The organism is Streptomyces sp. NPDC059668 (genome assembly GCF_042734135.1).
GTDB lineage: Bacteria > Actinomycetota > Actinomycetes > Streptomycetales > Streptomycetaceae > Streptomyces.
In genome coordinates this window covers 71518-85675 of the sequence record NZ_JBHWEL010000025.1, presented here as the reverse complement: position 1 = coordinate 85675, position 14158 = coordinate 71518, and the positions used below count along the sequence as shown (strand labels likewise).

The following is a 14158-nucleotide window of genomic DNA, read 5'->3' as shown; positions in this document are numbered from 1 at the left end:
TGTGGGGGGTGGCGGCCAGCCCGCCCCCCCGCCCGGCGCGCCCCGGGCCCCCCGCCCCCCCCCCACGTCCAGGACGCCCGCCTCGATCAGCGCGGTCATCTCCTCGACGCGTCGGCGGGGCGGCCCGATGGACAGGAAGGCGTTCAGCGGCGTGTACCAGCGGTCCAGGTGTTCCCGGCGCGACCCGCCCCGCAGACCGCCGTGGTCGACGATCAGCCGCACCTCGTTGCGCAGGTCGCGCAGTACGTCCAGGGCGGCCTTCAGGGGGCCCTCGACATTCCCGAGCGCGGCCTGCGCGGCATCCTCGCGCAGATGGGCGAGCAGCCAGCCGCGCCACTCCCCGGCATCGGTGAAGGCGCGCCCGCCGTACGGACGCGACATGCGGTCCCAGGACCAGCGGTCGGCCCCCGGCACGTCGAACTCGTCGAGCAGGAAGGCTTCTTGGGGGTCGCCGTGGGGCACGGCGAGGAAGCGGTCCCTGAAGCCCGCCGGACCGCCGCGAAGTCTCCCCCGCCCCCTCAACAGCCCCTCGTAGTAGACGGTTTCGACCTCCTTCGCGACCAGCGGCCATATCTCGCCCAGGAAGTCCGGTGCCTCGCCCGAGCCGGCGCGCCCGCGGAAGCGGGCGATGGTGTCGGGGGTGAGGACGAGCGGGGTGTGACGACCGTACGGCCCCTTCGCGTTGTCGCCGCGGGCCTGGTAGGGGACACCCCGGCGGGAGCCCGCGTACAGGCGGGGCTCCCGGCCCGAGGGGTGGTAGCGCAGGCCCCGGCGGGTCCGGGTGAAGCGGCCGCCGCGGCCCGCCGTCAGCAGCGCCATGTGGTCGAAGAAGTTGAGGCCGAGCCCGCGCAGCAGGACGGGCTCGCCGGGGGCGAGGGCGGAGAGGTCCACGTCCGCCGGATTGGCGGGCGGGACGTGACGCAGGCCGTGCCGTCGCGCCGACGCGGCGAGGTCGCGCCGGCCGCGGTCCGCGGACACCGGCAGATGGCCCTGCGCGAGCACCACCGCGGACAGCCCCGGCAGCACGCGTCCGTCGTCGAGGGTGAGGGTCTGGCGGCCGCCGGGGCCGTCGTCGAGCCGTACCGCGCGCGCCCGGTGCGTACGGACCCGGACCGCCTCCGGCGCCGCCCGCACCACCTCGGCGAACACCCACTCCAGATAGCGGCCGTAGTGGGCGCGGGTCGGGTACTCGTCCGGACCCAGGTCGCCGGCCGCCCAGGTGTGCAGGCTCGGCCCGGGGCGGACCGGACCCGAGCAGTCCACGCTGTCGTCGGTGAAGAGGGTCACCTGCGAGGCCACGGTGTTCATCAGCAGGTGCGGCGACTGCGCGGTGCGCCAGACGCGTCCGGGGCCTGGCGATGCCGGGTCGACGACGTGGACGGTCAGCCGGGTGTCCGGCGGGAGGAGTTCCGGCGCGGAGGCGCAGAGACGTTCGAGGACGCTCGTACCCCGCGGTCCGGCGCCCACCACGGCGACGGAGACCTCGGTCGGCTCGGCGGGCCCTGCGGATTCCGCGGTCGGTGCAGACAAGGGTGTGACTCCCGGACATGGTGGGGCGCATGGCGGCGAACTGCCCGCTGGAAGCGGACGGTCCGCCTCATCATGCCGTCGCGGGGCCCGGGAGCCGACCCCCGGGCGACCGGACGGCCGCCCGCTGTGTGATGCGTCACGCGCATCACGGGCGACGCGAGCGACAACCGTATACACCGCCTGCAAAGGGCGGTTGCGGACGACCGTGGACGACTGCGGACGACCGCAGACGACTGCGGACGTCCGGGACGGCCGGGGGAGAGCTTCCGCGAGCCGCGAACCCACGGTCCTCCGAACTCACGGCTTCTTGAACTCACGCCCCCGAACTCCCCGCCTCACGAGGTGAGATCGGACTCCACGATCGTCCGCAGCCGGGCGCCCCCGTTCCTGCCACCGCCTCCGGCCCCGCCTCCGCCTCGCCGCCCCGCCCGGGCGTGCTCCAGTCGCAGCCGGGCGGAACGCCCGTGCAGGGTCAGGGTCATGAGCTGGTTGCCGAACCAGGGGCCGCCCGTCCTGCGCCAGCTGACGGCGGGGGGCGCGCAGGCGCCGTGCCGGGTCAGACGGCGGCCGAGAGCCCGGCCCAGCGCGCTCCAGCCGAACCGGAACCCGAGCCGTATGTACAGCGGTATGGAGTTGTGGACGGGGGAGCAGGTGAGCTGGAGCACGCGGGCGTCGGGAGCGGACGCGCCCTCGGGCCAGGCGGGTTCGGCGACGTAGGCGTGGTGGACGTCTCCCGACAGCACGCAGACCGTGGCCGGCGCGTCCGGACCCGAACCGGCCTCGGCCAGCAGCCCGGCCAGCGCGTCGAAGGAGGCCGGGAAGGCCGCCCAGTGCTCCAGGTCGGCGCCGCGGCGCAGCTTCTCCCCGAACCGGGCCCAGCGCGCGCCCCGCCCGCCCCGGCACAGCGCGGCGTCCCACGTCTCGGCGTCGTGCACCAGGTGGGGGAGGAGCCAGGGCAGGGAGGTCCCGATCAGGAGGTGGTCGTACGAGCCGGGGGCGTCCAGCGCCTGCTCGCGCAGCCACCGGGCCTCGCCCGGATCCAGCATCGCCCGCTCGTCCTCGGCCAGCACCCGGGCCGCCCGGGTGTCCACCATCAGCACCCGGACGCGGCCGAAGTCGCGGCGGTAGCTCCAGCGTACGGAGGCGGGGTCGGCGTCGGACTGGGCGGCGAAGCCGCGCAGCACGTCCGTGCCGTCGGGGGTCTCGCGGACGGCGGCGTAGAGGGGGTCCTCGGCCAGTTCGCGCGGCGAGAGGTTGCCGAGGTGCTGGTGGACCCAGTACGACATCAGGCCGGACAGCAGCCGTTCGCGCCACCACCCCGTGGCCCGGATGTCGGAGACCCACGCGGCGCTGGTGTTCCAGTCGTCGATGACGTCGTGGTCGTCGAAGATCATGCAGCTGGGCACGGTCGACAGCAGCCAGCGGACCTCGGGGTCGAGCCATGATTCGTAGTAGAGGCGGGTGTACTCCTCGTAGTCCGCGACCTGGCTGCCCGGGGGGTCCGCGAGGCTGCGGCGGGCGGTGAGCCACGCGCGGGTGGCGTCCGAGACCTCGTCGGCGTACACCTGGTCGCCCAACAGCAGCAGGACGTCGGGGCGTTCGCCGTCCGGCGCGGCGGCGATGCGCCGCGCGAGGGTGTCCAGGGCGTCGGGGCCCACCGGGTCCTTCTCGTCGGCGGGGGGAGCCGCCCAGCGGCAGGAGCCGAAGGTCACCCGGACCGCGTCCTGTCCGTCCGGGGTGCGGACGACCGAGGGCGGGAAGGCCGAGTCGGGCAGCGGCCAGACGCCGACACCGTCCAGCAGTACCTCGTACGCGGACACCGTGCCCGGTGTCAGTCCGTCCACCGGCACCAACGCGTAGTGGTGTCCGGCCACTTGGAACGTGCGCGCCTCGCCGCGGGCGCCGCCCGCGCAGCGCACCTCGGCCCTGCACGGACGGTTCGCCTCGACCCAGAAGGTCGCGGACGAGCCGTCGACGTACCTCAACAGCGGCCCCAGGAGCAGCTCCGCCATGGTGATCACCCTCCTCCGTCGCCCCGTACGGTACGGAACGACGGAGGGGAGCGGGGAGGTTCCGCGAAGCGCGCCGGTTTCGGAGGTGGGGGGACCGGCGCCGGCTCAGCAGCCGCTGAGGACGGAGCTCAGCTTGGCCTTCTCGGCGGAGTCGACGGCGAGGTTGTAGTAGTACTTCACCTGGACCCAGGCGCGGACGTAGGTGCAGGCGTACGAGCTGAGCGGAGGCATCCACTCGGCCGGGTCCTGGTCGCTCTTCTGCTGGTTGACGTTGTCCGTCACGGCGACGAGCTGCGGGCGGGTCACGTCGTTGGCGAAGGCCTGACGCTGCGCGGTGGTCCAGGCGCTGGCACCGGAGTCCCAGGCCTCGGCCAGCGGAACGAGGTGGTCGATGTCCAGGTCGGAGGCGGCGGTCCAGTTGGCGCCGTCGTAGACGGAGTGCCAGCTGCCGCTGGTGGCCGTGCAGGCGGAGTTGGTGACGACGTTCGAACCGTCGCGCTTGATGACGTACTCACGGGTGTTGCAGGTGCCGCTGATGGTGATCCAGGTGGGGAACAGGTCGCGGTTGTAGCCGGTCCGGTTCTCCGTCTTCACCGAGAGGGAGGCGAGGTAGGTGCGGGCGGTGTCGGCGCTGACCGGGGTGGGCAGGGCGGCGGAGGCGGTCGGGCCGGTGAATATCCCGGCCATGGCTATCAGGCCGGTGAAGGCTGCGAGTATGCTCAGCCGTCGACGCGCGTAGACCTTCGGCATGCGAACTCCCTTGGAGTGGGGGGACGTTGGAGCGAGCGGGCTCATGCTTGCGCCGGCTCGTTTCCGGTAGGGGTGCAGCAGGTAAGAGGCTAGTGACGTGCTCATGACATGCCCATACCTGTGACGTCACGGATCGCAGGCCCTCGGCACATGGGACCTTCGGCCCTTACCCGCCCTTTCCGCCGTCCCGTAGAGTGGTCGGCGCAGAAGGGGAGTAGCTCTTCGCCGGACCGTCGACATACTGCTCAGCTCGTCTGAGCCGGCGCCCGGAGGCAGGCCTCGACCGTGACCCACGGGTCCGCGGAGGCCGGCCGGCGAGACCTTCGGCAACGCAGTGCACCGCCCGCGCGTCCACGGACGCGAGGGCGCCCATGTGTGCTGCCGTGCCGAGGTGTCGCGTCACAGTCACAGCACTCTCGGTGGGGCGGCCCCGACCGATTGAGGGATTTTGATCAGCATCACCGTGATGGCGCTCGTCTTCGGTGTCGTCTTCCTTGCCGAACTGCCGGACAAGACCGCGCTCGCCGGGCTCGTCCTGGGCACCCGCTACCGCGCCTCGTACGTCTTCACGGGCGTCGCCGCCGCCTTCGCCGTGCATGTCGCGCTCGCCGTCGCGGCGGGCAGCGTCCTGACCCTGCTGCCGCAGCAGATCGTGCACGCGCTCACGGGTGTGCTCTTCCTCGCCGGTGCCGCCGTGCTGCTCCTGAAGAGGGGCGAGGACGACGAGGAGATCCGCAAGCCCGAGAACCAGACCTTCTGGAAGGTGTCCGGGGCCGGCTTCATGCTCATCCTGGCCGCCGAGTTCGGTGACCTCACGCAGATCATGACGGCGAATCTCGCGGCCCGCTACGATGACCCGCTCTCCGTCGGCCTCGGCGCGGTGCTCGCGCTGTGGGCGGTGGGAGGTCTCGGCATCGTCGGTGGAAAGGCGCTGATGAAGAGGGTGCCGCTGGAGCTCATCACCAAGGTCGCCGCGGTGCTGATGCTGGCGCTCGGGGTGTGGAGTCTGTACGAGGCGGTGGCGGCCTGATCCGGCCGGAGCGGTACGGTCGCGGCGGAAGCGGTGGCGCCGGGGCCGTCCATTTTGTATCGTAGAGAAACAAAGTGGCTCCCGTCCGCACTCCCTGACCGGCGGGCGGGGCCGCCTTGTCCCTCCGGGGGACCCGCGCCGAGCGTCTGACCGGCGGCAATCCCGGGCCCCGTTCCTTCCCATCATTCCCCGCGTTCTCTCCCCCGCGTTTCTGGAGCCTGCCGATGACGGCCACCACCGTTCTGACCGCCCGCGCCCTCCTGCTCGACATGGACGGCACCCTCGTCAACTCGGACGCCGTCGTCGAACGCTGCTGGCGCCGCTGGGCCGACCGGCACGGGCTGGACGGGGACGAGGTCATGAAGGTCGTCCACGGGCGGCAGGGGTACGCCTCGATGGCCGTGCTGCTGCCGAACCGGCCCATGGAGCAGAACCACGCCGACAACGCGCGGATGCTCGCCGAGGAGACCGCCGACCTGGACGGCGTGGTCGCCGTCCCCGGTGCCGCGGAGTTCCTGGCCTCGCTCGCCGGGCTGCCGCACGCGCTCGTCACCTCGGCGGACGTGGGGCTGTCCGGTGCGCGGATGGCTGCCGCCGGGCTCGGACTGCCCGACGTGCGGGTGACCGCCGAGTCCGTCGGGGCGAGCAAGCCGGATCCCGAGGGGTTCCTGAAGGGCGCCGCCGAGCTGGGCGTCGCACCGGAGGACTGTGTCGTCTTCGAGGACTCCGGTGCGGGGATATCGGCCGGGCGGGCGGCCGGGATGCGGGTGGTCGGGGTCGGACCGCGGGCCGGCTTCCACCGCCCCGACGTCCTCGTCCGCGACCTGACGCAGATACGGGTGGAGCACGTGAACGACGGTTCCCTGCGGCTGCACATCAGCTGACCGCCCCTCGCCCGCGGCGCCCCTGCCCGCCCCATCCCAGAGGGCTCCGCGCCGGGGCCCTCCGGTGGGGCCGCCCTCGGGCGGCCCCAGATGGGGCTGTCCTGGGCGCTTCGTGTCTACCAGGCATTCCAGAGCCCGCCGTGACGGTGGCGGACCGGAGGGATGTCCGCGTCGTCAAGGTCGTGGCCGGCGTGGTGCAGTCCGCGGATCCGCTGGACCTCGAGTCGGACCTGTAGCCGGGCCCGGCCTTCAGCCGTAGCGATCTCGTCGGAGAACGAGCCCTTCCTGCAGTGGAGCGCCATCCACTGCCAGGAGACGATCCGACGCAGCGTCTTCGTAGGGGCAGGGCGACGGCCCTCGCGGGCGGCCTGAGCCAGCTCACCGTGCGTGTAGCGCAGGTCGTACAGGGACATGGACTCCGAGGTGACGCCTTGGACACGCAGTCGCCTGGGAGTTGTGCGGACGGTTCGGGACATCGAGAGCCTCCATAGGGCCCTCTGGGGCTTTCCAGAGGTACCTACGGGGGGTGGTCGGGCGATCCCTGCGGGAGACCCTGCCGAGCACTCGTCGCCGCCCACAGCTCTCGCATGCCACCCAGCCAACCCGATCAAGAGCAGGACGTCGACCGGTTATACGGGCCCTGCCGGCTGCACAACCGGCCGCGTCCCCGCCACCAGTCACCGGTGCCGCCACCGGACGTCGGTGTTGGTCGTGGCCGTCGATGTCGGTGGTGGCCGTTGGCGTCTGTGGTGGCGGGTCGCTCGGATGGTCGTTCCCGCAGGCGTCCGGACGGCGGGAGGGGGCGGGGCGGTGCGTCGTAAGGGTGTCGCTTACGTTCGGATCGAGCTGCGGGTCGCTTGCCCGGGCTCCGTCTGATCCGGCGGCGACACCCTCGACGTACCGCCCCGCCCCCGGCCCCCCACCCAGCCGCTACGGCTCCCGCGTCTCCGATTCGAGGCTCGCCCGCGTCGCCCTCCCGTACACGCCCTGCTCGTCGCCCCTGATGCCGCGGGCCCACTGGTAGCGGCGTACGGCGTCCTCGACCTGACGGGAGTAGTCGCCGTCGGCCCTGCTGTTGTAGAGGAACAGCTGGTGCAGGCGCAGCTGGAGTTCGGTGACCTCCGGACCCCGGTCACCGCGCCGCAGCGTCGCCGACAGCTGTCCGTTCGAGGGCGCGGTCTCCTGTCCGGGCGCCGCCGAGCCGGTCGTCGCGGGGCTCTCGGGGGACTGCGACGGCCTGGGCGACCGCGACGGCGAAGCCGAAGAGGTGGGCGAGGCCGACGCCGTCGACGCCGACGCGGAGGGCGACGGGCCGGTGCCGGACGGCGCCACCGCCACCGCCGATCGCGACGAACGAGGCGCGGACGCCGACGCCGGGACCGAGCCCGAGCCGGACGTCGCCGACGGATCGGGCACGCCCGCCCTCACCTCGTCCGGCAGCGCCCCGTCCCGCGCGGGGGCGTCGTACGAGAAGAGCCCACTCACGAACCCCGCCGCCACGACGGCCACGACGACACCGGAAGCGGCCAGCAGCACGGTCCGCCGGCGACGGGGCCTCGGCTGCTCCTCGGCCAGGCCGGCACGGCCCGCACCCACAGCCGGACCGGCACCAACACCCGCACCAACACCCGCACCCGCAGCGACACCCGGACCCCCACCCGGACCCGCAGGCACCCCCTGCTCGACCCGGAAGAGCGCCACCGTGTCATCGGCCGGCACCCTCCCCAACCGCATCGTCCGAGCCGAAGCGTCCTCGCCCTCGTACTCGCCGGCGCCTCCGCCCCCGTCCCCGCTTCCACTCCCGGTGCCGGGGGTCTCACCCCCGGCACCCGCCACGCCCAGCTCCACATACGGACGTATCCGCAGCGGATCGAAGTCCTCCGCCGCGGCCGCCTCCGCCGTACGGGCGTCCCGCAGAGCGTCGGACGCGCGTAGCGTGCAGGCGCAGGACGGCGTCCCGTCCCCCGCCCGAGGCACGGCACACTCCGGGCAGACATGCCCGTTCGGATCAGTCACGCCTTGGGTCCCCTCCCCTGAAGATCCCCCGCTGAGGCCCCGAGGCTATCCGGATGTCCCCCGCCCGCTTCCAGGAGCCCCCGGAACTCCTCCCTCCGGCTCGACAGGCCGCAAACGGACATACCGACCACCATGGAGGGTGACCGAGACCCAGGGGCCCACGGGAGGTGCGAATGACGGGCGACATACCCGGCGGCGTACAGGGAGACAGACAGGGAGACGCGCAGCGTGACACGTACGGAGACCCGCAGGACGCGAACGCCGGCACCGCCCCGTACACCGTGAACGAGTCCGCCGAGCGAAGGCGCTCCGCGGCCGCCGCCGACGCCAAGGAGACGGTGCACGCGGGCGTGGTCGTCTCGATCGGCGCACTGCTGCTCGGCATGCTGCTGGCCGCCCTGGACCAGACGATCGTGTCGACCGCGCTGCCCACCATCGTCAGCGACCTCGGCGGCCTGGAGCACCTCTCCTGGGTGGTCACCGCCTATCTGCTGGCCTCGACCGCGGCCACCCCGCTGTGGGGCAAACTCGGCGACCAGTACGGCCGCAAGAAGCTCTTCCAGGCCGCGATCGTGATCTTCCTGATCGGCTCGGCGCTGTGCGGCATGGCACAGAACATGGGCGAGCTGATCGGCTTCCGGGCCCTGCAGGGCCTGGGCGGCGGCGGCCTGATGGTGCTGTCCATGGCGATCGTCGGCGACATCGTCCCGCCCCGCGACCGCGGCAAGTACCAGGGCCTGTTCGGCGCCGTCTTCGGCGCGACGAGCGTGCTCGGCCCACTGCTCGGCGGACTCTTCACCGAGCAGCTCAGCTGGCGCTGGGTCTTCTACATCAACCTCCCCGTCGGCGCCGTCGCGCTCGTCGTGATCGCGGCCGTCCTGCACATCCCCGGGAAGGGCGACAAGCACGTCATCGACTACCTCGGCACCTTCCTCATCGCCGCGGTCGCCACCTGTCTGGTCCTGGTCGCCTCGCTCGGCGGCACCACGTGGAGCTGGGGCTCGCCGCAGGTCATCGGCCTCGCCGTGCTCGGCGTGGCCCTGGCCGTGGTGTTCGTGGGCGTGGAGCGGCGCGCGGCCGAACCCGTCCTGCCCCTGAAACTGTTCCGCATCCGGACCTTCACCCTCTCCGCCGTGATCAGTTTCATCGTCGGCTTCGCGATGTTCGGGGCGATGACCTATCTGCCGACCTTCCTCCAGGTCGTCCAGCGCGTGTCCCCCACCCTGTCGGGCGTGCACATGCTGCCCATGGTGTTCGGGCTGCTGCTCTCGTCCACGGTCTCCGGCCAGATCGTCAGCCGCACCGGCCGCTGGAAGGTGTTCCCCGTCGCCGGCACCGGCATCACCACCATCGGCCTGCTCCTGCTGCACCAGCTCGACGAGCACAGCAGCACCGGCCGCATGAGCGCGTACTTCTTCGTCTTCGGCCTGGGCCTCGGCCTGGTGATGCAGGTGCTGGTCCTGATCGTGCAGAACGCGGTCTCGTACGAGGACCTGGGCGTCGCCACCTCCGGCGCGACCTTCTTCCGCTCCATCGGCGCCTCGTTCGGCGTGGCGATCTTCGGCACCGTCTTCGCCAACCGCCTCGGCGACAAACTCACGGCCGCGCTGAGCGGGCGGCAGCTGCCGCCCGGCATCTCCCCGGACAGCCTCAAGGCCGACCCGAAGGGCATCCCGGGCCTCCCGCCCGCACTGCGCCAGCCCGTCCTGCATGCATTCGCCTCGTCGATCACCGACGTCTTCCTGTACGCGGCTCCGGTCGCCCTGCTCGGCTTCGTGCTGGCCTGGTTCCTGCGCGAGGACAAACTGCGGGGGTCGGTCACGGCGCCGGACATCACCGAGACGCTCGCCACCAATCCGGTGGAGCGGTCGTCGTACGACGAGGTGTGCCGCGCGCTGTCGGTGCTGGGCACCCGGGAGGGACGGCGCGCGATCTACGAGAAGATCACCGCGCGGTCCGGGTACGACCTGCTGCCCGCCGCGAGCTGGCTGCTGCTGAGGATCAAGAAGTACGGCTGGGCGGAGCCGGCGCAGCTGGCCGAGCGCAGCACCGTACCGCTGCCCGTGGTGCTCGCCGCGGCCCGCCAGCTGGAGGTGCGCCGCCTCGTGGACCGGGAGGGTCTCGACCTGGTGCTCACCGACGAGGGCCGTGAGGCCGCGGGGAACCTGGCGAAGGCCCGTGAGGAGTCCCTCGCCGAACTGCTGGGCGACTGGTGGGGTCCGGACCGCCCGACGGATCTGGTCAAGCTGGTCGAGGCGCTGAACGCGGAGATGTCGGGCTCGGACGCGGAGCGCCCGCACGACGGTTCGGTGCCGCGCCCGCAGGGACCGATCACCTGACAGCACCCAACCCGCACCCCACCCCCACCCGCACCCGCCCCACACCCTCCCGGCACCGGCCCGCGCCCGGCACCCCGACGCCGCCGCGACGACAGATCAGGAGGGCGCCCGCAGCCGCTTCGTGAACCAGTGGTCGGCGTAGGGGTCGTCGTTGTGGGCCCCGGTCTCCTCGTAGCCGTGCCGTGCGTAGAGCGTGCGCGCCTCCACGAGGTCGGCGCGGGTGTCGAGGACCAGTTTCCGGGCGCCGAGACCGAGTGCCGCCCGCTCGGCCGCGGCGAGCAGCAGGGCCGCGCCGCCCCGGCCGCGCAGCGGCGGCCGCACGAACACCCGCTTCAGCTCACCCGTGACGGCGTCGAGCATCCGCACGCCCGCCATGCCCCCGGGTTCACCGTCGTACCGGGCGACCAGCAGGACTCCGGTGGGCGCGGCGAATTCGGCCCCCGTGCTCGCGGCGATCTTCCGCTCCAGTTCTCCGGGATCGGTCGCGCGGCCTTCGTGCAGCAGGTACCAGCGGTCGCTGACCTCGGTGTAGTAGGCACGCCACAGCGCCGCGGCGGCGGGGGAGTCGAAGGGCTCGGGGGCGATCGTCCAGGAAGCCGGGGCGGGGCCGGCCGCGCCGTTCGTCGCGTCGCCTCTCCTGCCTCCCTCTCGGCCCCCCTCTCGACCCCTCGCCGTGTCGCTCGCCGTGTCCCTCGTCGTGCCGCTCCTCGGGTCGTTCGTGGTGTCGTTCGTCGTGGGGGTACCGGTACGGGTCATGGCGGTCATTGTCACGAGGCACCGGACCGGGTCCGCAACCGGTTTCCGGTGAACCGGCCCCGCGGCGGGCGGGACCCGGGGCGGCGGGCCCCGTTTGAAGGCGTACTTCCGGGCAACCCGATCCGCGAACCGGCCCGTTGGGTCGAGAAACCCCGGAAGGCATCCATGTCCACAGGCGTCATCATCGCTCTGATCGTGATCGTGGCGGCCGTTGCCGTTGTCGCAGCCGCCCTGACCCTCCTCGCCCGCAGGCCGCAGGGCGGACGCACGTTGCGGCGGCGCTTCGGGCCCGAATACGACCGGGCCGTCGCCCGGCACGACGGCGACGCCAGGGCCGCCGAGCGTGACCTCGCCGAGCGCGTCAAGCGGCACGGCTCCCTGCGGCGGCGCCCGTTGGAGGCGTCGGCCCGTGAGCAGTACACGGCCCGCTGGACGGCCGCCCAGGAACGCTTCGTCGATTCGCCGCAGGACGCGGTGGCCGACGCGGACCGCCTGCTCGGCGAGGTGGCCGGTGAGCGTGGCTTCCCCGACGGCGAGCGCTACGAGGAGCGGCTGGAGGCACTCTCGGTCCACCACGGACACCGCGTCCACGGCTACCGGCGGGTTCACGAGGCCACGTACAGCCCCACCCCGGACGACCGCGTCGGCACCGAGGAACTCCGCGAGGCCATGATCGAGGCCCGCGGCCTCTTCGAGGAGCTGGTGTCCACGAAGCGTCAGGACACCGCCGCCGACCGGCCGGACCCGGCTCCCGACAACCGATCCCGGACGCCGTGGGCGCTCACCAGGCGCCAGGTGAAGGGGAGTTGAGGAAGGTGAACGACATGACACCGGACGAAGCCAAGGACACGGCGACCCGCCGCGAGGTGCTGAAGGGCGACACGGAGGCGACACCCGCCGCGCGGACCCCGCAGAACGAGACGACCCCGCGGAACGAGACGACAGCGAGGACCGAGGCCGAGAGGACCCGGGCCGAGAGGACCGGGGCCGAGAAGGACGGGGCCGAGAAGGACGGGACCAGCAGGACCGAGGCCGCGAGGACCGAGGGCGCGGCGGTACGAGGGGACGAGCGAGGTCGTGGCCGCGAGGCCGCGGAGACCCGCCGCGAGACGCCGGACCGGGCAGCCGGTGCCGGTGAGCGTGACACGGCGGCGCGCACCCCCTTCCCCACGCCCTCCCGTCAGACCGCGGCCCCGTCCGGCGCGACCGCGGACGATCACCGTGAGACACCGGACCGGGCCGCATCCACCACGGGCGAGCACGTGACGCCGGTCCCGCTGGGCTCCCGTGAGGCCACGACTTCTCGTGAGCCCAAGGGTTCCCGCGGGACCGGGACCGAGACCCCGGCCCCGTCCGCCGGGCGCGCCGGAGACAGCTCCCGCGAGTCCGTCCGTGCCGGCGCGCACGCCCCGGGCACGGCACGCGAGAACGGCGTCTCCGGAGCGGACGACACCGCGCTGCTGTCGCACGACGCGTGCGACAAGTACGCGCTGCGGATGCGGCACGCGGTCGGCGGGTTCGTCGACGGTCCGCGGGCGTCCGTCGAGGAGGCCGACCATGTCCTCGAGGAGCTCACGGCGCAGTTCACGGACGCGATGACCCGGCGCCGGCGCACGCTGCGCACGTCCTGGGAGAAGGCCGGTGCGGACGAGGCGTCCGACACCGAGCAACTGCGCCTGGCCCTGCGGGACTACCGCGAGGTCACGGAGCGTCTGCTGCACCTCTGACCCGCACCGCACGGCGATCGTGAGGCCGCGTCCCGGACCATGTTCCGGGGCGCGGCCTCACGCGTCGACGGGGTCACCCGGCCCGGCGCTCGCGCCAGTCCCGGACGATCTCGTCCACGTCGTAGGGCTTGAGGCCGAGCGGCGGGCCCGGCGGCGGCTTGAACATGACCTCGCGGATCTTGGCGTTGATGTCCTCGACGATCCGGCGCACGGTCCGCTCCGAGGGCGCCGCCGACGCCGCCGCCAGCGCGTCCTCGGCCTCCTTGCGCAGGGCGAGTGTCGGGGGCAGCACCGACAGGCCCTCGCGGGCCATCTTCCGCTTGATCCACCACAGTTCGTCGTACGCGGTGTCGGTCACCTCGGGCAGCGGTTTTCCCGCGCCGGGGAGGTCCGTGAACTCACCGCGTGCCTCCGCCTCGCGGATCTGCCGGTCGACCCAGGACTCGAAGCTGACGCCGGGTGGCTTGCGCTCGGTCATACGTCCATTGTGCCGGAGGACGCCCGAGCGGACGATCGGGCGAATTATCATGCGGCGGCGGCGCGTCAACCACGCCCGGCACCAGGACGATCGAACCGGTGGGCGGATTCACCGGAACGCGAAGGAGCGCACGTGCTCGAACTCACCATGGCCTCGGTCACCGGGGCGGACGCGGGTGCGACGGCCGGAATGCTGATGGCCGACGCACCGAGCGACCCCGGCGCCGTGCTGCGGGTGGGCCGGGACCGGACCGTGTGCCGGCTCGCCACCCCCGACGACTGGCTGTTCGTCTCCCGGGTCCACCTGGAGTTCCTGTGCGGCCCGGAGGGCTCCTGGCAGGTCACCTGGCTGCACGGTTCCCGCCCGGACCCCTCCTCCGAGGTCCGGCTGACCTTCGCCGGGATGCCGACCCGGGCCGTCCCGTACGGCGGGACGGAGCAGCTCCCCGCGGGCAGCTCCGGAGAGATCGTCATCTTCGACCGCACCGGTCCGCAGAGCGTGAACGTGGGCTTCTACCACGAGCGGTAGGGCCCGGGAGCGGGGGGGCGGCGCGGGGGGGGCGCGGCGCTCAGAGGGGGGCCCGCGGCCCCGGCCGCCCCCCCCCGACCCCACCGGCCCCCCCCACGGCGGCCCCGC

13 protein-coding genes are annotated in these 14158 nt (G+C 73.0%); 6 read left to right on the top strand and 7 right to left on the bottom strand.

What is annotated here, in order from left to right; genetic code table 11:
* The 3 genes from ACFV2J_RS19950 to ACFV2J_RS19940 form a co-directional block, all read right to left on the bottom strand.
* Nucleotides 1-1530, bottom strand: a 1530-nt coding sequence (locus ACFV2J_RS19950) for an FAD/NAD(P)-binding protein (RefSeq protein WP_385439781.1), incomplete at its 3' end; no start/stop codon positions are given.
* 335 nt (nt 1531-1865) lie between these two features.
* Nucleotides 1866-3542: an alkaline phosphatase D family protein gene (locus ACFV2J_RS19945; protein ID WP_385082588.1), complete on the bottom strand. Its 1677-nt coding sequence runs from the start codon at nt 3540-3542 to the stop codon at nt 1866-1868.
* Between the two features lie 105 nt (nt 3543-3647).
* Nucleotides 3648-4292 (bottom strand): HNH endonuclease family protein, encoded by a 645-nt coding sequence (locus ACFV2J_RS19940; RefSeq protein ID WP_385082587.1) that lies wholly within the window; start codon nt 4290-4292, stop codon nt 3648-3650.
* A gap of 448 nt (nt 4293-4740) precedes the next feature.
* Between ACFV2J_RS19940 and ACFV2J_RS19935 the strand changes: the two genes are divergently transcribed.
* Nucleotides 4741-5322, top strand: a complete 582-nt coding sequence (locus ACFV2J_RS19935) for a TMEM165/GDT1 family protein (protein WP_385082586.1) — start codon at nt 4741-4743, stop codon at nt 5320-5322.
* Between the two features lie 224 nt (nt 5323-5546).
* Nucleotides 5547-6206: an HAD family hydrolase gene (locus tag ACFV2J_RS19930; RefSeq protein WP_385082584.1), complete on the top strand. Its 660-nt coding sequence runs from the start codon at nt 5547-5549 to the stop codon at nt 6204-6206.
* A gap of 116 nt (nt 6207-6322) precedes the next feature.
* Here ACFV2J_RS19930 and ACFV2J_RS19925 read toward each other — a convergent pair whose 3' ends face one another.
* Together ACFV2J_RS19925 and ACFV2J_RS19920 are read right to left on the bottom strand one after the other, a co-directional pair.
* A complete protein-coding gene (locus ACFV2J_RS19925; RefSeq protein WP_385082582.1) occupies nt 6323-6682 on the bottom strand; it encodes a hypothetical protein in 360 nt (119 codons plus the stop codon).
* 454 nt (nt 6683-7136) lie between these two features.
* On the bottom strand, nt 7137-7802 hold the full coding sequence (locus ACFV2J_RS19920; protein WP_385082581.1) for a peptidoglycan-binding protein: 666 nt from the start codon (nt 7800-7802) through the stop codon (nt 7137-7139).
* Between the two features lie 593 nt (nt 7803-8395).
* Between ACFV2J_RS19920 and ACFV2J_RS19915 the strand changes: the two genes are divergently transcribed.
* Nucleotides 8396-10561: a DHA2 family efflux MFS transporter permease subunit gene (locus tag ACFV2J_RS19915; RefSeq protein ID WP_385082580.1), complete on the top strand. Its 2166-nt coding sequence runs from the start codon at nt 8396-8398 to the stop codon at nt 10559-10561.
* Nucleotides 10562-10657: 96 nt separating this feature from the next.
* Here the strand turns inward: ACFV2J_RS19915 and ACFV2J_RS19910 are convergent, their stop codons facing one another.
* Nucleotides 10658-11146, bottom strand: a complete 489-nt coding sequence (locus ACFV2J_RS19910; RefSeq protein WP_385082625.1) for a GNAT family N-acetyltransferase — start codon at nt 11144-11146, stop codon at nt 10658-10660.
* Between the two features lie 336 nt (nt 11147-11482).
* Here ACFV2J_RS19910 and ACFV2J_RS19905 point away from each other — a divergent pair, with 336 nt between their 5' ends.
* Both ACFV2J_RS19905 and ACFV2J_RS19900 read left to right on the top strand, forming a co-directional pair.
* On the top strand, nt 11483-12127 hold the full coding sequence (locus ACFV2J_RS19905; RefSeq protein ID WP_385082579.1) for a hypothetical protein: 645 nt from the start codon (nt 11483-11485) through the stop codon (nt 12125-12127).
* Between the two features lie 14 nt (nt 12128-12141).
* Entirely contained in the window at nt 12142-13044 is a 903-nt protein-coding gene (locus ACFV2J_RS19900) for a hypothetical protein (RefSeq protein WP_385082578.1), read from the top strand.
* Nucleotides 13045-13117: 73 nt separating this feature from the next.
* Here the strand turns inward: ACFV2J_RS19900 and ACFV2J_RS19895 are convergent, their stop codons facing one another.
* Nucleotides 13118-13522, bottom strand: coding sequence for a DUF1992 domain-containing protein (locus tag ACFV2J_RS19895; protein WP_385091606.1), 405 nt, complete (start codon nt 13520-13522; stop codon nt 13118-13120).
* Nucleotides 13523-13654: 132 nt separating this feature from the next.
* Here ACFV2J_RS19895 and ACFV2J_RS19890 point away from each other — a divergent pair, with 132 nt between their 5' ends.
* The gene (locus ACFV2J_RS19890) at nt 13655-14050 is read left to right on the top strand and encodes a hypothetical protein (protein ID WP_385091609.1); all 396 of its coding nucleotides are present in this window, start codon (nt 13655-13657) and stop codon (nt 14048-14050) included.
* The last annotated feature ends 108 nt before the right edge of the window (nt 14051-14158 follow it).